Origin of the sequence: Paenibacillus polysaccharolyticus (assembly GCF_023714295.1) — a bacterium.
GTDB classification, from domain to species: domain Bacteria; phylum Bacillota; class Bacilli; order Paenibacillales; family Paenibacillaceae; genus Paenibacillus; species Paenibacillus polysaccharolyticus_A.
In genome coordinates this window covers 263,646-286,381 of record NZ_JAMAUN010000007.1, presented here as the reverse complement: position 1 = coordinate 286,381, position 22,736 = coordinate 263,646, and the positions used below count along the sequence as shown (strand labels likewise).

Here is a 22,736-nt window from a genome sequence, read left to right as displayed (position 1 = left end):
CTCATTCCCATTGAAATAAACGTTTAGCCCAGTGTTGATCCATATGCTTGATTGGTATTCCTTCCCACGTCCGAGCAGTTAATTCTTCATTGTACTGCTCTTGAATTACAGATTCAGCTGTTACGGTTGTGGAACCTAATAATAATGCAGTTAAAATAGAGCAAGCGGTCATACGTTTAAGGCTTTTCAAGTTATGTACCTTCCTTTGTTGGAATTTATTGTAGCTATGATGATTTATCGGTTGCTTATCTTATGATGTAAAGAATAGGAATAAAATAGCAGAGGTGAAAGAGCGATGAACGCTCCTTACCTCTGCCATTATATTGGTGAGTTGGTAAAATGAAACTTATAACCATTTTTCCGCCCATCGCTCGACAGCGCTTAACGCGCGCCCGAGTTCGCTTCCTTTGCGGGACAACATATATTCAGTCCGAACAGGACGTTCAGTAACGACATGTCGCACGACCAATCCCTCTTCTTCCAATTCCTTCATACGTTCATTCAATACACGTTTGCTCAGATCGGGAATATAAGCATGAATTTCACTGAAGCGTTTGGGTTCTTCCATCAACGCATGGATAATTAAAGCTACCCATTTTCGGCCAATGATCTGATAAGATTGTTCCACTTTTGAGCACATCTGTTTGGCATTCTCATCATCGTTCATAACTGTACTCCTTTGGTTTAGTATCCCTTGTAATATACTTAGTATACTTATTGTAACCTTCTTGTCCACAGGTGTTATGTATGAAATGTCACAATCCAATTGCTATTAAACTTACCACATAAAGCGTTAACATTCAACAAAACCCCTGTAAACACTGGAGTTCACAGGTTCGACACGAATGTTGACGAATTGTGACGACAGGTGTAATATGGGTAACGTTAATTCTTAAGGTTACAATTTATAACCTGATCAAAGTTGATTGAGGTTGTGGAGAGAAGGAATGTTCCCATGGTTGAATTGAGGCAACGGTAATAAACGGAGGCAAGGCGGGCGACGTGCCCACTTATTCCGTCTTTTGTCATGCTTGGATTTGACCATTTTGCAACATCATATACTATACTGCACAGATCATAGGAGGCACTCCAATGGACGCAATGACATTTGTCCTGTTCGGGGCAACAGGCGATTTAGCCAAACGTAAAATTTACCCTGCATTATACAATCTGTACGTAGATCAGAAAATGCCGAAGGCATTCTCCGTCATCGGTTTGGGCCGTCGTGAACTATCGGATGCAGACTTCCAAGCGAATGTGGAAAAGTCACTAAAGGAATTCTCCCGTCAAAAGCCGGAGGAGGAATCTCAAGTACGCGATTTCATCGGAGCTTTCCGTTACTGTTCGCTGAACAATACGAAGCTTGAAGATTACACCCGGTTGCTTCAACTGGTGCAAGAGCGGGAACAAGAACTGAATATCCCTGAGAACCGCATGTTCTATATGTCGGTGGCACCTGAATTTTTCGAGCCAATCGCACTGAATATTCAAGAAAGCGGTCTGGGTAACACGAAAGGCTGGAAGAAACTGATCATCGAAAAACCATTTGGACATGATTTGCAGTCTGCTCGTGAACTGAATGAGAAGTTGAGCAATACCTTTGCCGAAGAAGAAATTTATCGGATCGACCACTTCCTAGGAAAACCAATGGTACAAAACATCGAAACATTGACGTATGCCAACCCGGTGATTCAGGCACTTTGGTCTAACCGTTACATTGCGAATGTACAGATCACGGCGAGTGAAACGGTAGGTGTTGAGGAACGTGCAGCGTATTATGATCAAAGTGGTGCGCTTCGCGACATGTTCCAGAATCATATGCTTCAACTGCTGATGATGATTGCATTGCATCTGCCAAAACGCTGCACACCGCAAGAAATTCAGTATAAAAAGAAAAAAATTGCGGAGTCTTTGCGCCCATTGAACAAAGAAAATGTAGCATCTGAAGTGGTTCGCGCCCAATATGGTGCAGGCGAGCTTCAAGGCTCCGCAGTCGTAGGTTATCTGGACGAGCCTGGTATCCCTGCTAACTCACAGAACGAGACCTATGTAGCTGCAAGGCTATGGCTTGATGATCCGTTCTGGGATGAGGTTCCCTTTTATATTCGTACAGGTAAACGTATGGCTGAGAAATCAACCCGAATTGTCGTTGAATTCAAGGCTCCGCTCAAAACAGGCCATGAGTCCGAAAATACGATGGCTCCGAACCTGTTGACGCTGGAAATTGGTCCTGGCGAAAGTATCTCTCTTCAATTGAACGCGAAGAATCCAATGAACCACGGTGAGGTAGAGCCGATGCATATGACCTTTAACTCAGGAGAACGTAACGTTCCTGAAGCGTACGAGAACTTGATCTTCGACGCGATGCGTGGAGACTCCACCTTCTTTGCACACTGGAACGAAGTTGAACTGGCATGGCAGTGGGTACAACCGATTCAGGAAGCCTTTGCGGCAGGTACTATTCCACTGGATACGTACAGTGCAGGTTCGTACGGACCTGAATCAGCCGACCGGCTGACTGCGGAGAATGGATTCCGTTGGTGGTAAGAGAAGAAACATTCCTTAATTATTTTCTAAATATTTCATCGCTTTAAATTATACCGTTCCAATTTTGCATAAGACCTTCTGACTCATTCAGCCAGAAGGCCGCAAACATTTTATATATAGATAGCAGATGCATCGCGACTTAAGCACACATCATCATGGACCACGTAGTGGAGGGGACGGAATCGATTCTGCAGAAACGAAGTGTTCGCCTTTGTAGTCCAATTTTACCCGTACAGCTAGGAAATTCAAAAAAAATTGGAATACAACAGCGATCGGAAGAACGATCCGTAACTGGAACGGTTGGTGGGCAACAGCGGGATGTGTTATGTATTCTGATTCTACTCAAAACATTTGCATAAACAGGAGGATTTTATTATGAAACTTGGACTTATCGGACTCGGAAAAATGGGCTTGAACCTGGGCAGAAACCTGATTGATCACAAACACGAAGTGGTTGCCTTTGACCTGAATGCAGAAGCGGTTAAAGAAATGAAAGAATACGGCGCTCAAGGCGTGTCTTCATACAAAGAAATGGTTGAATCTCTGGAATCTCCGCGCGTACTGTGGATCATGGTTCCTCACAACGTTGTGGACGCTGTACTGGCTGAAGTGAGCCCGCTGCTATCCAAAGGGGATATCATCATCGAAGCAGGGAACTCTCACTACAAAGAGTCCATCCGTCGTTACGAGCAGCTGAAACCACAAGGTATTCACTACATGGACGCAGGAACTTCAGGCGGTATGGAAGGTGCGCGTAACGGTGCATGTTACATGATCGGTGGAGATCCGGAAGCTTGGGCGATCGTTGAGCCGGCTTTCAAAGACACTTCCGTAGAAAACGGTTATCTGTATGCGGGTAAAGCAGGTAGCGGTCACTTCCTCAAAATGGTACACAACGGAATTGAGTACGGTATGATGGCTTCCATCGGTGAAGGCTTCGATGTATTGGAGAAAAGCGGATTTGACTTCGACTTTGAACAAGTTGCACGGGTATGGAACAACGGTTCCGTTATCCGTTCTTGGCTGATGGAATTGACAGAGCGTGCGTTCTCCAAAGATGCTAACCTGGATGAAATCAAAGGGGTTATGCACTCTTCCGGCGAAGGTCGCTGGACCGTTGAAACGGCATTTGACCTTCAAACGGCTACACCGGTTATCGCCCTGTCCTTGCTGATGCGTTATCGTTCCCTGGAAACCGATACGTTCACAGGTAAAGTCGTTGCAGCCCTGCGTAACGAATTCGGCGGTCATGCGGTAGAAAAAAACTAATTCATTTATTCAAATAAAGCTAAAGATCTCTCTAGTGTGAAAAGTAAACCTTTCGCTTGTGCAGATGGCATATCTGCAACGAGCGGAAGGTTTTTTGCGTTGTAGCACCCTAATTTGCATATCTTGCCGATTTGTTTATCAGGCCACTCCAAACGTGCATTACAGAGCACTGTCCTTCTTTTTCAGGACAACATTGCATATGGATAACATATAGGCCTATGGCTCATCCCGCAGGGGAGGGACGCTCCAATGATGCGAAAGAGATGGCGAAGCCGAAGACGGCGTTCTAAGCCGCCAAGCGGTAAGCGGAAAGTGTGGTTAATTGCTTTACTCGTAGCTATATTTTGTTTGATGCAGGGCTTTGCATACGTGGACAAAAAAATGAAGCCGCCCATTATGCACTTGGCCAAGATCAGGGTGAAGCAGATTGCAACCGAGGCAATTAATAAAGCAATTACGGCTCAGGTTGCTGAAGGCAAGACAACGGAAGGTTTAATCGATTGGAAAACGGATACGGCAGGTAAAGTTTCGGGCTTCATGCTGAACTACAACGAGCATATGCGCATCACGGCAAGTACGATGAATGTGGTGCAGTCTACCCTTCAGAACGTGCATATGTTAAAGGAAAAAATACCGCTCGGGCAGGCGCTGGGTAGCCCGGTTATGGCTTCGTTTGGCCCAAGCATCCCCGTTCGTATTGAACCTCAGGGGGCTGTGAAGGTTGACCTGAACACGCGTCAGCAAAATGCAGGCATTAACATGATTTTGGTCGAGGTCTATATCCATATCATTGCCGAGGTTGCCGTGGTAGTGCCTTTTGACATGGAGCCGGAGACCGTAGATACCGAAATTCCGATCTCCTATTTACTCGTTGTCGGTGATGTGCCAATGTATTATTACGATAATCAGGGCAGGCCTGTCGGAAGCAATGGCAGTAATGCTCCTGCAATTGCCTTGCCTTCAGGGCAGGCAGGCGTATCTAGCGGCGGCAATGGTCACACGGGAAGTGGGAGTGGTACGAACAGCGGTAATGGTAATGTTAATGGGAATGGGGGTGGCATGCACAATAGTGGTGAGACACCAGGCAACCAGCCACAGATTCCGAGTACGCAGCAAGCGCCGGGAAGCAATACACAGTCAAACGGGCTTGAACTTGAATTGGACCCGCCTGATCTGAACGGAAGTTTCCAGTCCGGGCAAAATGGGCATTGAGCCGTTGAATCACTTAGCTTAGCTTTTAATATGTCATCAAGCTTAACCATAGAAAGAGAAAGAGGAACCTCCCGCCAATGGCAGAGGTTCCTCTTTCTGAGCAAGAATATAACAAGTTGTACGTTACATGCCTCTTTTATTTGCTCTTCTTGTTTCTCTGGCTTCGTTCTTCCTGTTCCCAATGTCTAAGTAACGGATAGGGATCGAAAGACCATTCATGCAGACCGCTGTCCCGGTAAATGCCGTAATGAAGATGCGGAGGGAATTTACCCTGAGTTCCCGGCTTGCCGTAGCCAGAGCTGCCGACCCAGCCTACAACCTGACCAGGAGTAACCACATCACCGATTCGAACCCCTTTATCGAAGCCGGACAAGTGAGCATAATAATGATAATGGTTGTTCAAATCCCGGATACCGATCCGCCATCCACCGAACGGATTCCAGCCTTTGATCTCCACAATGCCGTAACATGTACTGCGAACAGGCAGACCATGTGGAGCAAAGATATCTGTACCTTCATGAATGCGATATCCACCCCAACTTCGTTTGGTTCCCCATGTGCTGCGATAGGAATAATTGGTACCCAAAGGAACAGGAAAGGCATGCCCGAATAGATCGAGGTTGTCAAAATGCTCATATAATTTCGCAAATTGCTGGATTCGTTGCACGGCTCTCGAATTGTGATAGTACTCCCATAGGCCAATGCCGAAGTCCTCCGGTTTGTTTCCGTATTGTTGCATGATTGAGGCCATGCTGTAGAGTACATCGAGATCATTGTTCGGGTCCGCAATCCCGTCCCCTGAGCCATCTCTGCCTTTCCCATTGAAAAAAAGAATCGATTGGGGATGCTGGTCTGTCTCATCCGGATTCAACCAGCCTCTCCAAGCTGGAGAGGTCAAGAAAATACCAGTCAAACGTTCAGGGTGTTTGCGATCTTTGGGATGTGCTCGTGTAATCGTTCGTTCATACTGATCGATGGCGGCCAGCCTGTACCATGGAATTTGGGTCATCTGACCAATACTTTCATATAGATGTCGACGTGCAGCGAAAATATCGGATGCTTTGGGCTCTGAAACTTGGGTTTGGTTCGTTGTTTTCTGGACAGTCTCACCGTAAACATCAGCAGGCAGGAATGGGAGAAGCATCGCGCCTGCGAGTAACGTTTTGATGCAAAAGCTGTACGTATTTCGGAGTATCCACTGATGTTGCACAGGGAAGCAGCCCCTTTCCGTTAAGATGATGCGCTTATGCCCGATAAATCAAGCTATAACTTAGCGTTCTTCAAACGTTCTGTTTTTATCCATTTCGTTGTGTAAGCACAAGATGTGACAAATGGGGGTTTTTCCAAGCCTTTCATGGTATAATATGTTCCGAGCAACAGCCTAACTTCAGTAGAAAGAAGGTTTATGCATTGGCTAAACGTGTTAAAGAACCGAAACCGGACTGGATTCGGATCAAATTGACAACCGGAGATAACTACCAGGAAATTAAAAACATGATGCGTTCCAAAACATTGCATACCGTATGTGAGGAAGCACGTTGTCCGAATATTTATGAATGCTGGGCGAATCGAACAGCCACTTTTATGATTTTGGGCGATATTTGCACAAGAGCATGCCGATTTTGTGCGGTCAATACCGGTTTGCCTACGGAACTCGATTTACAGGAACCGGAACGTGTAGCTGAAGCAGCTGAACAAATGAATCTGCAACATTGTGTCATTACAAGTGTGGCCCGGGATGATTTGAAGGACGGAGGAGCGACCATTTTTGCCGAAACGGTAAAAGCTGTACGCAAGCGTCTGCCACTGTGTAGTGTGGAAGTGCTTATTCCGGATTTTATGGGTGATCGGGATTCACTGCAGATCGTTATGGATGCTAAACCGGACATCTTGAACCATAACATCGAAACCGTTGAACGGTTGTCAGACAAGGTGCGTGCCAAAGCCAAGTATAAACGTTCACTGGAATTGCTCGCTCGTGCCAAAGAGATGCAACCTAACATCCCAACGAAATCGAGTATTATGCTCGGTGTAGGTGAAGAATATAACGAAATTTTGGCAACGATGGATGATCTTCGTGCGGTGAACTGTGACATTATGACGATTGGTCAGTACTTACAGCCATCCGAGAAACATCTGTTTGTTGAGAAGTATTATCCGCCTGAAGAATTTGCAACATTGAAACAAGAAGGATTGAAGCGTGGATTCAGTCACGTCGAATCCGGTCCGATGGTACGCAGTTCTTATCATGCCCATGAACAGGTAAAATCAGCGAATCAGCATACGGAACAGGCGGCAACACACGCGTGATGGAGGAATCCGGATTGGAACAGAATAAAAACACGGAAGAACAGCTGGAGAACGAGCAACAGAACGAGCAACAGCTGCAGGAAACGGAACAGGAATCTGTACAGGAGCAGGAAAAGCCTAAGGCACCCGTCATTGTTCAAGTCGGCGGTAAAAATTATGAAATTGTACAGAACCACAAGCAGGGTTGGAACCCTGAAGTGTTCCGTGATCGGTACAGCGAAGTGCTGGAGCGTTACGACTATATTATTGGTGACTGGGGTTATAGCCAGCTTAGACTCAAAGGCTTTTATCGAGACAATCACCCCAAAGCAACGAAGGATTCAACCATCTCTTATCTTGTGGATTACATTAACGAGTACTGTAACTTTGGCTGTGCATACTTCGTACTGCAGAAGTGCAAAGAGCAGCCCCAAGCCAAAGCAAAAAGCGGCTCCTGAGAAGGACCGCTTTTTTGATGCGTATACATAAACTTTTGGCTAGTCAGACATGTTGCCTAATCAAGAAAGGCTGTGCGAACCCGGTTCCAGAACGGATATGGGCGAAAACGCGCAAAACTGACCTTCTGCTCCGAGACCTGGCAGCGAACGGAAATCAGATCCTCCACCATCACATTGACATGATCAATGGTCAGGAGCAAACGCTGATCTTTGCGTGAGAAAATATCACAATGATGATGCTTGGGCAAAATCACGGGTGAACCGAGTGTACGGTACACGCGGTTGTTGATGGAGGCAATCTCCGCAATTTGAATAGCGTCAATGGTTGGATGCACCATGGCCCCGCCAAGCGCTTTGTTGTACGCCGTACTACCTGACGGAGTGGAGACGCAGATCCCGTCCCCCCGGAACATCTCAAATGTAACATCATTGATGTCCACTTGTGCCACAACGGTACCATCTACCCCTTTTAACGTGAATTCATTCAGGGCGATGTACGATGCGTTGCCTGATTTCTTACGAATCTCCAGTTCGAGCAATGGATACTTCACAATACGAGGTTTAAGGAGATCAGGATCACCCTTACCGCTCATAAGTCGAACCAATTCCCTTAATTCTTCCTTCTTCCAATCGGCATAGAAACCGAGATGGCCCGTATGAACCCCAACAAAAGCAATATCCGGAATGCGGTCGATGAAATTGTGAAAAGCTTGAAGCATCGTACCATCGCCTCCGATGGAGATGACAATCTCCGGCGATTCTGCATCCAGCTTGAATCCTTCTTCCTTCGCCAGCGCATGAAACTGCTGACTGAGATCAATCGATAACTGGTCTCCGCGGTCTTGAACATAGTATCTCAAGATGAAAGCTCCTTTGTGGTCATTATACTACCGATGATAATCAATTCCGCGCCAGAACACAACGTCCGATTCAAACTTCTGGGAAACTATTTAGACAATGCTCTATTTTTCGCTCCGTTTGGGAATCAGTAACGAACGAATCCAGGTAAGGCATAAGAGAGTAGCGAGCATACCGACGAACATCTTTATTCCTGTTATTCCAATGACATTCCATCCGGGTGTGTGATCGAAGACAGAAGGGTTCAGCGTGTTCTCCAGAAATGCAGGCGAGGCCGATATGTTCATGAATAGCGGCCATAACAAAATGACGAGTAGAGGTGCAATTGCCGCATGAATTGCTCGAGCCAGCAAAAAAGGCCCGTATCGCATTGGCGTATTGCTTAACACGCTCATAATTTGCGCATGTACGGATAACCCGCCCCAGGAAAGTACAAATGCAGCGGCAGCAACTTTAAAGACAAGAGGAATGGAGGTGGATGCAGCTCCAGCTTCTTTGGCTCCAAGTGTCACTTCAAATAATCCGCCGACGAGACTGTGGGACAGGGATGGTGGTAAACCGGCAAGTTGAAGTCCTTGTTCCGTTAGAGTGTATAGCATGCCTAGCCATCCGGTCTGAACCAATAATTCCATAATGACGGAGAAGAATACAACGAGCCCGCCTACGATAATAATAAGCCGGAGGGAAGAGGATATAGCATGCCGAAGCAATTCCCCTAAGGTCCGCCCATCGGCTTGTCTCGCTTCGTGCATCGCATAGATCGCACTCAGGAAACGGTTGCGATGCTCTCCGTGAGCGGGAGGGGATTCAGACGGTAGAGTTGCAGCGGGACGGCCATGGAAACGCATGAGCACGCCTACAAGAATAGCCGCAGAGTAATGGGAGGCCACAAGAATTGGAGCGATGGACGTATTGTGGAAAAAACCGACAGACACAGCCCCAATCATAAAGATCGGATCAGATGAGGTAGTGAAAGCAACCAAGCGCTCACCCTCCTCTCTTGTAACCAGTTTCTGTTCCCATAATTGTGCGGTCAGTTTAGCCCCTGTAGGGTAACCAGAAGCACAGCTTACGGCAAAGACAAACCCGCCGCTTCCGGGAACGCGGAATATCGGGCGCATAAGTGGATTAAGCAATGTACCCAAAAAATGCACAATACCAAAACCGAGTAGCAACTCGGATAAAACCAGAAATGGAAACAAGGAAGGGAACAGAACATCCCACCAGATCGATAGTCCCCTCACACTGGCATGCCAAGTTTCAGATGGGTACAAAGCCATCAGAACACAAAAGAAAAGGAGAGCAAGGATGACCAGGATTTGCATGATGCGCTTTGAAACGTTCATGAATTTCTCTCCTTTTAGGGTTAAGATGCAGGATTCGCAGTCCATGATGGAGCTTTTGCCATAAATATATGAAAAAGATCGGACAAACAGTACAAAATAATCTAGGGAAAGCGCTTGCAAAAATGGCTGTGTTTTTGAAAAATGTATGCTAAAATGGTAAAAACGCCTGAACGTCACCTAATTGCCATAAAGGTGGAATCAATAAGGATGGAGTGATGATCATGAGTCTTGTCGCCGGAGTCCTGGTCTGTGCATTTGTGTATGTGATACGTGCCTCGCTGGTGCGTACCGAAGAGGAAGATTGGCGAAGTTATTAATGGAATATGTGATGCGCCAGCCATCGAGGTTGGCGCTTTTTTTGTCATTTTGTTCTGAAACTCCTTGGTACGTAAGGCTCTGGTCAAAACTGATCTTTCGTGTGATATAGGACTTTTTGGTTTTTTTTGATAGAATGAAGATGCTGGCCTTTAGGTCCAGCTTGTTGATCTGTTGTTTATCATGTTCATGTAGCATGTGTTATATTACAAAATTCGACATGTTAAAGGAGGGAAGAAGCATGAATTCCAGTTTAAGTATTTATGACAATCTTGGCGGTGAACAAGGCGTTCGTGCACTGGTGGAGGCTTTTTATCCAATCGTACTAGAAAATGAACAACTAGCACCTCTCTTCCCGGAAGATATCACTCCGGTAATGGACAAGCAATACATGTTTCTATCTCAATTTTTTGGTGGTCCGGCATTGTTTTCTGAGGCTTACGGACATCCGATGATGCGAGCTCGTCATATGCACTTTGAGGTGACGGTCGAGCGAGCAGAGGCATGGCTTGCATGTATGAATCAAGCGTTAACACAAATTGGCGTGGAAGAACCGTTGCATTCGTTTATTTTGCAGCGTTTATCCGGGCCCGCTCACCATTTTGTGAATACGCCATAGTTCCGGATTTACGACAAGCCTTACGGGAGAGGGATGGAACAAGTGGAATTAGAGCCGCTGTATAAGGTAAAAGTGACATGTCATTATTGTGAGAATGAATTTGAAACGTCACGAGTAAGACCTAGCTTGAAACGGCCTTACCGAACAGATTCTGATTTTTGTGCTTATTACAAACAGGAAAATCCGGATTTTTATGTGGTCCGGATCTGTCCTTCGTGTGGATTCGCCTCAACTGAAAATTCTTCAGCTAATCTGAATGAGATACAGCGCAAGGCGTTCATTGAACAGATCGGAAACCGCTGGGTTAAGCGAGATTATAGTGGAACAAGGAATCTGGAGCAGGCACTAGCTACATACAAATTGGGTCTGCTGTGTGCCCAGGTTATTCAGGAAAAGGATCGTCTCGTTGCTGGCCTGTTACATCATATTGCTTGGTTGTATCGGTATATGGAAGATCATACACAGGAGCATCGTTTTCTCGAATTCAGCTTGGAGGCTTATATCAAGGTATTTGAACGGGAAGGAACAGGCGGTAATGAGGCCAAGTTGCTGTATCTGCTTGGAGAACTGAATCGCAGAGTAGGAAGGTTCCATGAAGCGGTTCAATGGTTTGGTAGAGTCATTCATGACAAGCGCATTACAGATGCAGCGATGATTCGTGCGTCCAGAGAACAATGGGCGTTGCTACGTGAACAGATGATATCAGGAAAAATGGAACTGCCTCAAGAGATGCTTGAAGCAGACAAAGAGGCTGCGAAGCGCAGCCCTCTCTAAGTTTATTGCAGGTTTATTTATCGAACGGGGCGACTGGACAACAGGTAATCGTTGTCGGTATCAATGACGGTCATGCTACCATTACAGCAGGGAAAGACAAGCAATTTCTTTTTTCCTTCACGGATACGGATGAGTTCCTTGGGTTTGAGGGGGAGTAGCACATTGTTTGCACCGCAAAAAGGGCATTGCTGTACATAGATATCCCCCATGATGACATCGTATGGCCAACTGTTCTCAAAAGGAATCATTCCGACTTGTCTTCCTGATCTGAAGGTTTAGCCGCCTCTTCCTTGGCCAGCTCTGCAATCTTCTGCATGAGAATATGTTGAGGCATATGCATTAAATGTTCTAGAGGCACACCTAGAGATTCTGCTAATTTGACGGCTGTTTCAGCCGATACTTGTAAAGGTTTCATACACTTACCTCCTGAAAAAGTTGCTGATTATTTCTCTAGTATAGAGATACGTTGCGTATAAAACCAGTTTTTAATTCAATTCTATTCACCCGAATCCATAGAAAGAGGTGCCTTATTAGATGAAAATGCCATTACATCCTGTATGGGATCTGGAGTCCATCTTTAGTGGAGGTTCTTCTTCCGAAGCATTCGCCGCATATCTGAATGAACTGGAAGCGGATGTGCGAAAGCTGCAAGATACATTGAATCAAACGGCTGCTCCAGCAACATTGAAAGATACAGAGGCCTTTGACCCTATTCTTGAACTGTTGCAGAGTTGTTATGTTCGGATCTCTGAGGGGTCTGCGTTCGTCTCCTGTCTGTCTGCTCAAAATCAGCAAGATAAAAAAGCGATCCAGCTTCAAGGGGCTGTAAGTTCCATTGCAGCGATGTTGAACAGCAGTAAGTCTAAATTTGATAATACGCTTAGCCAGATACCACAGGATGTATGGACGGAGTGGCTTGAACGTCCGGTAATCCAATCATTGTCCTTTGTGTTAAACGAGAGTCGGACACAAGCAAAAGAAAAATTGCCACCGGAGCTGGAGGGACTTGCTCTGGATCTGGCTGTGGATGGTTATCATGGTTGGGGCAAATTTTACAATACAATTGTAAGTAAAGTGAATATCCCGTTCGAACAGAATGGAGAGACGATTATGCTGTCCGCAGGACAGGCCGCTAACAAGCTCGGTGACAGTGATCGTGCAGTGCGTGAGCAGGTATATGCATCCTGGGAGCAGGCCTGGACAGATGTGGAGGATTTCTGTGCAGACACGTTGAATCATCTCGCGGGTTTCCGTCTAAAATTGTATGAGAAGCGTGGCTGGCATGATATCTTAAAGGAACCTCTCTCGATCAACCGGATGTCACGCCAAACACTGGATACGATGTGGGAGGTCATCAACGGAGCAAAGCCGGTACTTGTACAGTATTTGGAGCGAAAAGCCCAATTGCTGGGCGTCGATAAGCTAAGCTGGAGTGATGTAGAAGCACCGGTGGGCAAGTCTGTTGGAAAAGTGACGTATGAAGGGGCAGCTCAGACAATCGTGGAGCAATTTGCCAAGTTCAGTCCTAAACTGTCGAGCTTTGCAGAGATGGCTTTTGAGAAACGATGGATTGAAGCTGAGGACCGCCCAGGCAAACGCCCAGGGGGCTTCTGCACCTCATTGCCGCTGAGTAAAGCAACCCGGATCTTTATGACCTTCTCTGGAACGCCGTCCAATGTATCCACACTCGCGCACGAACTTGGTCATGGATACCACCAGCATATCATGGAAGAGCTACCAGCATTGAATCAGCGTTACGCGATGAATGTAGCTGAGACGGCATCTACATTCGCAGAGATGATTGTTGCCGATGCATTGGTGCAAACGGCAAGTGATGAGCAAGAGAAGCTGGCGTTACTTGAAGATAAAATACAGCGCAGTGTTGCGTTCTTTATGAACATTCATGCCCGTTTCCTGTTTGAAAATCGTTTCTATGAAGAGCGTAAGAAGGGCTTGGTAAGTGCCGATGAGTTGAGCAGATTAATGGTAGAGGCCCAAGAAGAGGCGTACTGCGGCGTGCTTGCGTCCAATCATCCTCATTTCTGGGCATCGAAGCTGCATTTTTATCTAACAGGTGTACCTTTCTACAATTTCCCTTATACCTTCGGGTACATGTTTAGTGCGGGAATCTATGCTCGGGCACAGGAAGAAGGTACAGCTTTTGCAGGTAAATATGATGATTTGCTGCGTGATACTGGACGAATGACTGTGGAGGAACTAGCTAAGAAACATCTGAATACAGATTTGACGCAACCAGACTTCTGGCAAAATGCTGCGGATCTAGTCATTGCCGATATTGAGCAATTTTTAGAGATGACCTCAGATATAAAATAGCGAGCATGTTCATTTCGATTAAAAGAAAAGCCATAATGGATTGTTTGGCAGACAATCCATTATGGCTTTTTTGTTTGCAATGTTCTTTAAATTTGCACGTATTTTTTGTCGCAAATAAATGAAAAAGCTCGTTTTAAGGAGGGCTATAGGCAATTAATTGCGCAAAATATAGGGATAATTACCCAAAAATGTTTATATTTGTTGAGTAAGCGCATATGATGTCATATAATGAGTCGTAAGTCCTTGAGGTATAGGACTATAAGCATAATAGGAGGAGTGTTAAAGTGAAAACGGAGCAACTTTCATTAGCAAGACAGTTAGATTTGGTGTTCAAAGAGCTTGATCAGGAGTTATCAGGCTTAGATTCAGGGGTAGTTTTTGTGCAAATACGCAATAACGTTATCGGTAAATTCGGAATTCGACATAATCCGATAACGGGTAGAAATGGACAGCTTGAAATGGAGGGTGATGGACTGAATTCTGCGCAACGCTCTTCCTTCCGTGCAATGGCATTGGAGACATTGAAATTTAAGCGTAATTGGACACATGGTGAAATTAGCTATGACTTCACCGTTAGACAAGGCTTGATTATGATCGATGCGACGATGGAATCCAATTACAACATGGCCAACTTGATGATTCGCTATCCTAGAACGAATACATATCTGGATTCGGGTATGGGTTCTGGCTCATAATGTAGCAAAACTAGAGAATGATATCGTTAAGGTTTATGTGGCTTGTGGAGTACAAATAGAAATAAAGCGGCACTTCCGAAGAAGGCCGCCATTCACTTTCAGCAACACTCAAGCAATAATTACGAGCTTACGAACGACCCGATAATTGCTGCTCAGCGATTTGTACCAGACGTTTGGTGATATATCCACCCAGAGATCCAGTCTCACGGGAAGTATAGTTACCGTAGTAACCATCTTGAGGAATTGTTACACCCAGCTCTTGCGCAGCTTCCATTTTCAGTTGTTGCAATGCTGCGTTCGCTTGAGGCACAACCAGATTGTTAGAGCGGCTTCCGCCACCTTGGTTTTGACTTCCGTACATATGTCTCACCTCCTTGTGGGTTAGTGATGTTAGTATGGATCGAGAATGAGGAAATATACATGATATGGCGTAAGGAAAAATATGGATAATCAAACGAAGGCATGTCAACTCAACAAGCCGATCCAGTGCGGATCGGCTTGTTTTGGTTCAATGCGAGAATAGCAAAAGTTGAGGAAGCTCAACTATTTCAAAAGAAGTCTTGCTTAATCCATCGGGGGAACAACCTCGATATGGGCGAACAACTCTACAGGTTGCTCTGGTTCAAGCCGGATCAGTCCGGTTACGTCATCAGTTAATGGCAGATTCGGCGCATCCGGCAACCAGGTGTATGGTTCAATGCACAAGAATTGATCGGATTCTCCTTTGGTATACAAAACCCAATGTTTGAAAAAAGCTTCATCGACTGAATATTTCAGTGTATATCCATCTCTTCTCTTCAAATGAGCGACTGCAGGTTGACCTTCCGCAGCACGAAGCAGCGTATCCCAGTCTCGTCCCTGCATGTTGATTCCTTCCCCGATCGAGGACCATTCATCATGTAACGTTTCTATTTCGCCTGTAGGCAGCTGATCTTCATTTTGTGCATACAATCCGGAAACAGGTAGGTGTAGTGTCCAGTCTTCAGGTTTACCGTCGAGCAAAAACCATGTATGATATCCCATCCCGAAGGGAGCAGGTGTTGAACTTAAATTGGTGACACGCAGCCGCTGAGTCAGTACAGCATTTTTCAAACTGAATGTCATTTCAAGTTTCAAAGGAACGGGGAATTGTTCCATCCAATGTTTTTCATTTTCAGTTAATAATTCGGTGGTGATTGCACAGCCATCTTCATCTTCTTCAATATCACTGACACACCAGGACTGGCTGCGATGGAGACCGTGAATATGGTTGCCATTCGCCGTATTTTGATCGAACTGATAACGTACACCTTCATACTCGAATTGTCCCTTATGGATACGTCCTGGCGGTATAAGCAACGGGACTCCAAAATGATAGGGCTTTTGTAAATAGAAAGCCAGATCATTTTCGTCCGGGCGACGAACGATATCCCTATTCTGCACCAAATCGCGAATCGAGATGATGTTATTTCCCAGACGAGGCAGCAGGGTGATTTCCAATTCACGGCTATGTAGGATATACGTGTCGTAACCATTCCATTGACCTTTGGTCACTTGTTTCATATCGATGCTCCTTTTCCCACTTGAAATCTGTCTGCATGCAGTTGTGTGCTTCTGAACTGCTGCAGGCGTGTCATTGTGATCATTCCAACTTTTTGAGACATCCTGTAATGAGCTTCATAGCTTTCACAGGATAAGCAATACCATCATAACAGATTTTCAAGCTTCGCGAAAAAAAACTCATCTCATTTTGACATTCAGGCTTATGGGCATTAATATGGAATTCTAAAAGCTTTTTATGAACTGAATGATATCAAAGCGATGACGGGGACAAGTAAGCAAGGAGTATTCTCTTCAGAAAGCCAGTGGTGGATGCGAACTGGTGTGAACTCTTTTTTGAATGGACCCTTGAGTGTATAACTGAACAGATTGAGCTATACAGGGAGATCTCATTAGGTTATGCCGGTTATTCCACGTTAAGGAACAATGAAGGCTTTTTTCTTGCTATTTTCCTGCATATCAGGATAGCGGAGAGGAAAGCGAATAAGGGTGGCACCACGGTCTCACGTCCCTTGCGGATGTGGGGCTTTTTTGCGTTCGCAGAGCGAAGATGCTTCGTGTCCAAGCGTTGGAAGTTAAGAAGCCAAATTTTTGAATTCTAATTTCTAGTTAAGTTGGACGATTCATTTACACGATAACGGAGAGGATAGAAAAAACCTGGAAAAGCGAAGTGTTCGCCTTTATCACCGGATTTTTCCTTTTGAAATAAGGAATCAAAAAAATCTGGGGATAACAGCGATTGGAAGGTTATTCTGTCATCGAAGTAAGGTGTGTAAAATCTTTAGTTCAACTTATTTAGAATCTATGTGAATTAGGGAGGCGTATCAGATGAAAACGGTATTATCAGGTATTCAGCCGAGCGGTAAGCTTACACTGGGCAACTACATTGGTGCGATTAAAAATTTTGTGAAATTACAGCATGACTATAAGTGTCATTTTATGGTTGTAGATCTTCATGCCATTACAGTGGCACAGGAGCCAGCGGCACTGCGTGAACAGTCCGAGGCTGTGGCCGCATTGTTCATCGCGGCAGGAATTGATCCGAGCAAATCAAACGTATTCCTGCAATCTCACGTACCACAGCACGCAGAGCTCGGATGGTTGATGACAACGCTCACCTCTATGGGTGAGCTGGAGCGTATGACCCAGTTTAAAGACAAATCTTCCGGCAAAGATTCTGTCGGCGCAGGACTGTTCGTTTATCCATCCCTGATGGCTGCAGATATATTGCTGTATAATGCAGATCTCGTGCCTGTCGGGGAAGATCAGAAACAGCATCTGGAGCTGACTCGTGATCTGGCAGGGCGCTTTAACCATCGTTACGGAGAATATTTCACCATTCCTGAACCTTATATTCCACAGGTCGGTGCGCGTGTCATGTCACTGGATGATGCTTCCTCAAAAATGAGCAAAAGTAACCCCAATGCAGGAAGTTATATCGCCCTGTTAGATCCGCCGGACGTCATTCGCAAAAAAATTAGCCGTGCTACGACGGATTCCGGTCGTGAGGTTGTCTATGATCCGGCGAATAAGCCAGAGGTGAGCAACTTGATGAGCATCTATGCGGAATGTGCAGGTATGACACTGAATGAGGTGGCGGAGCGCTACGAAGGCAAAATGTACGGCCCATTCAAAAAGGAACTCGCCGAAGTCGTTGTCTCTGTTATCGAACCGTTACAAGCAAGATACAACGAAATTCGTGAGTCTGGTGAGCTTGCAGATGTATTAGAGACTTCGGCACGTCGTGCTGAAGAGGATGCTGCGAAGACGCTGGATGCGGTGAAAGAGCGGATGGGTTTCGTTCCTAGACGTAAGCTGTAATTGGGAATACAGGTTCAGCAAAGTCAATTTAGCATAAAGACCATGAACGGTTAATCATGTGAAACATAGAAGAGGAGACGGATGAATCCATCCGCCTCCTCTTTTTTTTGACTTATTAACTTCGTATGATAGCAATAACCTATGAAGCTGATTCGGAAGCCGAGCGGGCTTCCAGACGTTCTTTTTTCGCCCGAATGACAAATCCCCAAACGATATTAGCCATGGATACAACAAACAGCAGGGCTGCAAGCCAGCCGTTGTAAGAAATCGTGATTGCTGTAACCGTTAACAAAACAATCGAAGAAAATGCAAACCATAAGGATAAGCCTTTGCTCATTGGGAAAAACCTCCATGTACAAATTTATTGAATTTTCGTATAACCTGAAGCGTGGGAGCCATAATAATCTTGCAAGCTTGCAATACATTACAGACACAGATTGAAAGGAGATTTTAAATATGGCTCAAGGATCTCGCTCTTCTAACAACTTGGTGGTGCCTCAAGCGACAGCAGCTCTGCAACAATTGAAAATGGAGGCTGCACAAGAACTGGGTGTAACTATCCCGCAAGACGGATACTATGGTAACTACACTTCCCGTGAGACTGGATCTTTGGGTGGATATATCACCAAACGTCTGGTACAAATCGCTGAGCAGTCTCTGTCTGGCAAATAATTTATATACCAAAGCAGGAAAAGCCCGGAGCGGATAACGCTCCGGGCTTTTCCCGCGCAATCGTTCCTATAACGATTGTGCCCTGCAACCAAGGTCTGCGTCAAGGGCGAGCAGATAAAAGTTTTTTATCCATTTTTTCATCACTTAGCCAGCCTACGTAAGTATCAATTGTTTTGAAGTTACGATCCATGACCACTACGGCGACAAAGGGATACTGTTTCCGGTGTCGATACCGAACATCAGCCCAGCGAACTTTATATCCGGCAGGAAGTTCCTCCACCTCGGCTACAGCATAAGAAGTGAAATAGAGGAATGCACTAACCTCCGGTGCCTTGCGTGAGGCTACAACGGCTGCATGAGTGGAAGAGGTGGCATGCAGGCTCCAGGTCAGCTCAGAACCATCGATCTTACCAAGCTCATAACTTCCATCCTTATTCGTTTTGACAACATGCCAGCGGCTCCAGGAAATCGTTGGAATCACAATGTATTTGGCTGGTTCCGGACTGTTATCCATACGTCTCACTTTTCGAACCACCAGTGCCCGCGCGATGGTACGCCATACATAATATATTCCAATCAGGATATACAGCGTAGTAAAGAGTGGGGCAGGTGCAATAAGGTCGAAAGCCCATAATAGAATCGCAATCACATGTGTAATAAACAGGAACGGGTCAAAGATATGAATGATGTTCCAGGCAATCCAGCGTTCTGTAAAAGGACGGGCAGCCTGTGTTCCATACGTATTGAACAAGTCGGTAAAGACATGTATGCCTACAGCTACAGCAGTCCAGAGGGCAACATGACCAAGTGAAACTCCTGAAAAAATCAATCCGATCACACCCGTAATTAGCAGTACCCATAACAACAGAAACGGCAACGAGTGGGACAGTCCCCGATGATTTCGAATATAGAGCGAATTACTTTTAAAACGCAGTGCAGTATCAATGTCAGGGGCTTGGGAGCCGGCGATCGTGCCTACCATGACGGCGGCTGCCAGCATGGGGTCGGTTGCAACGACAGGATCAACATAGGCGAGACCCGCCAAACCAATGCCCATAACAAAATGTGTAGAGGTATCCATAAATCTCTCCTTTATAAGGTGTAACGTCAGTGTATCGTCATCAAAATTAACCTTCTCTATCTAGGTGATACCCAATTCTAGTGTATATTATCCACCCGCATGGATGCAAAACATGCTAAGCCCTGGGAACAATCTGTCCATTTCCCAACAAATGTACGAACATTGTCAAACTATTCCGTGGTTTCTTGTGATAAAATTTATATCGGAAGTCGCGTGGATTTAATAAACATGTCGCGATGAGACATATTTTGTGAACAACGACCTTGTCATAAGCCAAGATATGTCCCGTAATGAAGGCACTGTATTATACATATGTATCCCTTGGCTGAAATGATAACGTAGACTAATTTATCACGTTAACCGAAATCATTTTGTATCAGTAAGCCAGGGCAGCTTAACAGAGGGTTTTTATGGATCAAATATGTATGCGCATTCACTAGTACATTGTTAGGGGGAAGGGAAGAGGATGCAGGTCATTAAGAAATACAAATGGACGTGGATTTTGCTCGGTATTGCACTGATTATGGCGGTGTATTTAATGTGGAATACGGCATTTGCCAGCCAGGAGAAATTACCCGAGATTCGGGAGATCCAATCGTTTTCCATGGAAAATGTGGATGGTCGTAACGTATCGCTGGCGGATACGCAAGGCAAAGTGCGATTGTTCTACTTTTATTTCACTAGTTGCCCTGATGTTTGCCCGATTACGACATTTACACTGTCTCAGGTGCAGGACTTGTTGAAAGAAGATGGAACATTCGGAGATAAGGCATCCTTTGTATCGATTTCCTTCGACCCAAAAGTAGATACGAGGGAGAAGATCAAAACCTTTGCCGACCGTTTCCACGCGGATTATTCTGGCTGGTATTTCCTGCGTGGGGATATGGATAAAACCAAGCAGTTCGCCAAAGAATCGTTCCAGATTCTGATCGAAGGCGAGAACAAGGATGATTTTGCCCATATGAACATGATTGGTCTGGTGGATGAGAATAACCAGCTTCGCAAGGTGTATAACGCTTTTAATACAGAAGATGTGCAGCCGGAAGCCATCGCAGAGGACATTCGCAGGCTGATTAAAGAATAACAACGTGAAATGTTAAGCACGAAGTCTTTAGAAAAGGCTGTCTCTGGTTGCTATAACCAGAAACAGCCTTTTATTTGTTGTTCTTTTTAATACGAAGGTTCGTCAGGATACTGGATATATTCCTCCAGTCCTGCCTTCTCTAATTGCGAGATGATGTATTCATCAGGTGTGCCTTCAACCCCTGCATACCCACGTCTTGTATACATTTGTACCGCATCGGGAAAAGCATCGCGCAGTACACCTCTTATCTTTTTACCTGAGCTGTCATTGTCCATAAATAAATAAACTTCATCATATCCGACTTGCTTGCGCAGCGTCTCCAGTTTAAGGGAGTTCAGCGTTCCGAATGTGCACAAAATATTGATCTCTGGACCCACTAAACGTTTAAGTTTACTGCGATCATTCTTACCTTCCACAATGACATGAATAGGCATCTTATTCACCCCTGATTCGAGAGCTGATGTCGACATTCCCCGGGAAATGTTACAGCGAAAATCGACTGAATGTACTTATAGTGTATCTGGAAATGGGGGAATGATGCAAAGTTTAAATTGTTCTGCAGAAGGCTCTAACGTATAAGTTGGTCAGGACAAGCTCATATACTTCACCCCAGGATGCTTTTCGCATCGGAAGATGAGAGCGGGGCAGTATGTCTTGACGTATAATAGGGGAGTAGCAAGATGCCGATCATCAGCAAAATAAAAGCAATGAAATAAGGAGATACCCCCAGCCTCAGCTGTCCAGCCGTAATCGGACCAATAAACGAACCAATAGAGGTGGCAATCGATTGCAGAGAGAAAATACGACCAAGCTTGCTACCACCGCTTAAGTGAATAAAAAGTGTAGCCATCGCGGGGAAAATGATACCTTTGGACATCCCGAGCACAAATAACACGATGGATAACGAAATTTGCGGAACGGCTGCCATCACGAAAAAACTCAAGGACATCAGCAGTATACCAGCAACTAAACGCAGTTTGGGCGAATAACGGTTAAGAAACAGCATGCTGAGTGTAAAGAGCGCACCGATGCTAATGATTGAAAACAGTAAACCTGTCGACATCATGGAGGAATGCCCGCCTCCCCGCAGTGGTAATTCAAAGAAGAGAATACCTTGAGCGCAGGCAATGACCAAGGGTAGGATGAAATAACGCCAGGAAACGGGCAGGAATGCTTTTGGCGCTTCTGCTGGCGAATGATCAGAGTTAGCTTTAGCCGAGCCGGAAGGCGCAAGGCCAGGTTTTGCGGGTTCGGTCAAAGGCTGCGGCTGGCGAACGAGGCCACGCGGCATGGTAAGCAATGCAATGACACCTGTCAGAATGAGTAGATAGCCGAGACTCGAGAAGGTGGCAGAGAACCCCATGGCACCGACGATCACGGCACCTGCGGCTGGTGACACCACCGAAGCCAGCGTGTGCACGACACCGTGACCCGACATGTATTTTCCTTGTTTCACCGGGTCATTGGAGAGTTGAGCGAGCAGGGCCAGACATGCCGGAGATAGAAAGGCTAATACAAAGCCGCTGATAGAACGTAGCGCGAGCAGTTGCCAAGGGGTATGAATGTGAGCCTGCAGAAGTAGTATGAACCCCGCACCAACCAGACTGAACACAATATATCGACGGCTCCCGTGTTTATCAATCTGTGTCCCGGCGATCAGATTGCCAGGCAGGTGGGTTAAGGAATAGATGCCCATCATCCAGCCGATAAAGGTTGGAGCCGCACCGAGCGATATCGCAAATGGCGTCAGAATGGGATACTGGGCATGCAGATCAAACACAGCTAGGAACAAAAACAGGTATAGCCAGATGGCTGTTTTCACT

The 22,736-nt window shown here is 45.7% G+C and carries 25 protein-coding genes and 1 other annotated feature; of the genes, 12 read left to right on the top strand and 13 right to left on the bottom strand.

Features of this window, described 5'->3' with window-relative positions:
• Window position 1: 1 nt before the first annotated feature.
• Both M3629_RS18330 and M3629_RS18325 read right to left on the bottom strand, forming a co-directional pair.
• Window positions 2-190, bottom strand: a complete 189-nt coding sequence (locus M3629_RS18330) for a hypothetical protein (RefSeq protein ID WP_251509190.1) — start codon at window positions 188-190, stop codon at window positions 2-4.
• Between the two features lie 156 nt (window positions 191-346).
• Entirely contained in the window at window positions 347-667 is a 321-nt protein-coding gene (locus tag M3629_RS18325) for a winged helix-turn-helix transcriptional regulator (protein WP_090919666.1), read from the bottom strand.
• A gap of 425 nt (window positions 668-1,092) precedes the next feature.
• On the opposite strand from M3629_RS18325, the gene zwf reads away from it, so the two are divergent.
• From zwf to yunB, 3 genes are all read left to right on the top strand, one after another.
• Window positions 1,093-2,547, top strand: a complete 1,455-nt coding sequence (zwf, locus tag M3629_RS18320) for a glucose-6-phosphate dehydrogenase (RefSeq protein WP_251509188.1) — start codon at window positions 1,093-1,095, stop codon at window positions 2,545-2,547.
• Window positions 2,548-2,922: 375 nt separating this feature from the next.
• Window positions 2,923-3,816: a phosphogluconate dehydrogenase (NAD(+)-dependent, decarboxylating) gene (gnd, locus tag M3629_RS18315; RefSeq protein ID WP_123064728.1), complete on the top strand. Its 894-nt coding sequence runs from the start codon at window positions 2,923-2,925 to the stop codon at window positions 3,814-3,816.
• A gap of 249 nt (window positions 3,817-4,065) precedes the next feature.
• Window positions 4,066-5,028, top strand: a complete 963-nt coding sequence (yunB, locus tag M3629_RS18310) for a sporulation protein YunB (RefSeq protein WP_251509186.1) — start codon at window positions 4,066-4,068, stop codon at window positions 5,026-5,028.
• A 136-nt stretch (window positions 5,029-5,164) separates the two neighbouring features.
• Here the strand turns inward: yunB and M3629_RS18305 are convergent, their stop codons facing one another.
• Window positions 5,165-6,172, bottom strand: a complete 1,008-nt coding sequence (locus M3629_RS18305) for a M23 family metallopeptidase (RefSeq protein WP_251509276.1) — start codon at window positions 6,170-6,172, stop codon at window positions 5,165-5,167.
• A 266-nt stretch (window positions 6,173-6,438) separates the two neighbouring features.
• Here M3629_RS18305 and lipA point away from each other — a divergent pair, with 266 nt between their 5' ends.
• A complete protein-coding gene (lipA, locus tag M3629_RS18300) occupies window positions 6,439-7,338 on the top strand; it encodes a lipoyl synthase (RefSeq protein WP_090919653.1) in 900 nt (299 codons plus the stop codon).
• Between the two features lie 14 nt (window positions 7,339-7,352).
• The gene (locus M3629_RS18295) at window positions 7,353-7,775 is read left to right on the top strand and encodes a YutD family protein (protein WP_244159298.1); all 423 of its coding nucleotides are present in this window, start codon (window positions 7,353-7,355) and stop codon (window positions 7,773-7,775) included.
• 56 nt (window positions 7,776-7,831) lie between these two features.
• Here M3629_RS18295 and M3629_RS18290 read toward each other — a convergent pair whose 3' ends face one another.
• Window positions 7,832-8,635 (bottom strand): NAD kinase, encoded by an 804-nt coding sequence (locus M3629_RS18290; RefSeq protein ID WP_251509184.1) that lies wholly within the window; start codon window positions 8,633-8,635, stop codon window positions 7,832-7,834.
• Between the two features lie 102 nt (window positions 8,636-8,737).
• A complete protein-coding gene (ylbJ, locus tag M3629_RS18285) occupies window positions 8,738-9,979 on the bottom strand; it encodes a sporulation integral membrane protein YlbJ (RefSeq protein ID WP_154891085.1) in 1,242 nt (413 codons plus the stop codon).
• A 556-nt stretch (window positions 9,980-10,535) separates the two neighbouring features.
• On the opposite strand from ylbJ, the gene M3629_RS18280 reads away from it, so the two are divergent.
• Window positions 10,536-10,913, top strand: coding sequence for a globin (locus M3629_RS18280; RefSeq protein WP_251509182.1), 378 nt, complete (start codon window positions 10,536-10,538; stop codon window positions 10,911-10,913).
• Between the two features lie 42 nt (window positions 10,914-10,955).
• The gene (locus M3629_RS18275) at window positions 10,956-11,687 is read left to right on the top strand and encodes a DUF2225 domain-containing protein (protein WP_251509274.1); all 732 of its coding nucleotides are present in this window, start codon (window positions 10,956-10,958) and stop codon (window positions 11,685-11,687) included.
• A 17-nt stretch (window positions 11,688-11,704) separates the two neighbouring features.
• Here M3629_RS18275 and M3629_RS18270 read toward each other — a convergent pair whose 3' ends face one another.
• Together M3629_RS18270 and M3629_RS18265 are read right to left on the bottom strand one after the other, a co-directional pair.
• Window positions 11,705-11,935, bottom strand: a complete 231-nt coding sequence (locus M3629_RS18270; protein ID WP_251509180.1) for a hypothetical protein — start codon at window positions 11,933-11,935, stop codon at window positions 11,705-11,707.
• Window positions 11,932-12,102 (bottom strand): YycC family protein, encoded by a 171-nt coding sequence (locus M3629_RS18265; RefSeq protein ID WP_251509178.1) that lies wholly within the window; start codon window positions 12,100-12,102, stop codon window positions 11,932-11,934. The genes M3629_RS18270 and M3629_RS18265 overlap by 4 nt, the downstream gene beginning before the upstream one ends.
• Before the next feature lie 119 nt (window positions 12,103-12,221).
• Between M3629_RS18265 and M3629_RS18260 the strand changes: the two genes are divergently transcribed.
• Both M3629_RS18260 and M3629_RS18255 read left to right on the top strand, forming a co-directional pair.
• Window positions 12,222-14,021, top strand: coding sequence for a M3 family oligoendopeptidase (locus M3629_RS18260; protein WP_251509176.1), 1,800 nt, complete (start codon window positions 12,222-12,224; stop codon window positions 14,019-14,021).
• Between the two features lie 284 nt (window positions 14,022-14,305).
• The gene (locus tag M3629_RS18255; protein ID WP_251509174.1) at window positions 14,306-14,716 is read left to right on the top strand and encodes an O-methyltransferase; all 411 of its coding nucleotides are present in this window, start codon (window positions 14,306-14,308) and stop codon (window positions 14,714-14,716) included.
• A 127-nt stretch (window positions 14,717-14,843) separates the two neighbouring features.
• Here the strand turns inward: M3629_RS18255 and M3629_RS18250 are convergent, their stop codons facing one another.
• Together M3629_RS18250 and M3629_RS18245 are read right to left on the bottom strand one after the other, a co-directional pair.
• Window positions 14,844-15,077: an alpha/beta-type small acid-soluble spore protein gene (locus M3629_RS18250; protein ID WP_090919627.1), complete on the bottom strand. Its 234-nt coding sequence runs from the start codon at window positions 15,075-15,077 to the stop codon at window positions 14,844-14,846.
• A 203-nt stretch (window positions 15,078-15,280) separates the two neighbouring features.
• Entirely contained in the window at window positions 15,281-16,258 is a 978-nt protein-coding gene (locus tag M3629_RS18245; RefSeq protein WP_251509172.1) for an aldose 1-epimerase, read from the bottom strand.
• Window positions 16,259-16,507: 249 nt separating this feature from the next.
• Window positions 16,508-16,771: a binding site (T-box leader), on the top strand.
• Between the two features lie 312 nt (window positions 16,772-17,083).
• Here M3629_RS18245 and trpS point away from each other — a divergent pair.
• The gene (gene trpS, locus M3629_RS18240; RefSeq protein WP_090919620.1) at window positions 17,084-18,076 is read left to right on the top strand and encodes a tryptophan--tRNA ligase; all 993 of its coding nucleotides are present in this window, start codon (window positions 17,084-17,086) and stop codon (window positions 18,074-18,076) included.
• Between the two features lie 139 nt (window positions 18,077-18,215).
• Here trpS and M3629_RS18235 read toward each other — a convergent pair whose 3' ends face one another.
• Window positions 18,216-18,413, bottom strand: coding sequence for a hypothetical protein (locus M3629_RS18235; protein ID WP_251509170.1), 198 nt, complete (start codon window positions 18,411-18,413; stop codon window positions 18,216-18,218).
• A 119-nt stretch (window positions 18,414-18,532) separates the two neighbouring features.
• Here M3629_RS18235 and M3629_RS18230 point away from each other — a divergent pair, with 119 nt between their 5' ends.
• Entirely contained in the window at window positions 18,533-18,748 is a 216-nt protein-coding gene (locus M3629_RS18230; protein WP_090919614.1) for an alpha/beta-type small acid-soluble spore protein, read from the top strand.
• A gap of 100 nt (window positions 18,749-18,848) precedes the next feature.
• Here the strand turns inward: M3629_RS18230 and M3629_RS18225 are convergent, their stop codons facing one another.
• Complete coding sequence (locus M3629_RS18225; RefSeq protein WP_251509167.1) at window positions 18,849-19,829, bottom strand: metal-dependent hydrolase; 981 nt, start codon at window positions 19,827-19,829, stop codon at window positions 18,849-18,851.
• Between the two features lie 466 nt (window positions 19,830-20,295).
• Here M3629_RS18225 and M3629_RS18220 point away from each other — a divergent pair, with 466 nt between their 5' ends.
• A complete protein-coding gene (locus tag M3629_RS18220; protein ID WP_154891081.1) occupies window positions 20,296-20,913 on the top strand; it encodes an SCO family protein in 618 nt (205 codons plus the stop codon).
• Between the two features lie 86 nt (window positions 20,914-20,999).
• Here the strand turns inward: M3629_RS18220 and M3629_RS18215 are convergent, their stop codons facing one another.
• Window positions 21,000-21,347 carry a toprim domain-containing protein gene (locus M3629_RS18215; protein WP_090919605.1) on the bottom strand — a complete coding sequence of 116 codons (348 nt, stop codon included), beginning with the start codon at window positions 21,345-21,347 and terminating at the stop codon, window positions 21,000-21,002.
• Window positions 21,348-21,517: 170 nt separating this feature from the next.
• The gene (locus M3629_RS18210) at window positions 21,518-22,735 is read right to left on the bottom strand and encodes an MFS transporter (RefSeq protein ID WP_251509164.1); all 1,218 of its coding nucleotides are present in this window, start codon (window positions 22,733-22,735) and stop codon (window positions 21,518-21,520) included.
• Window position 22,736: the final 1 nt, after the last annotated feature.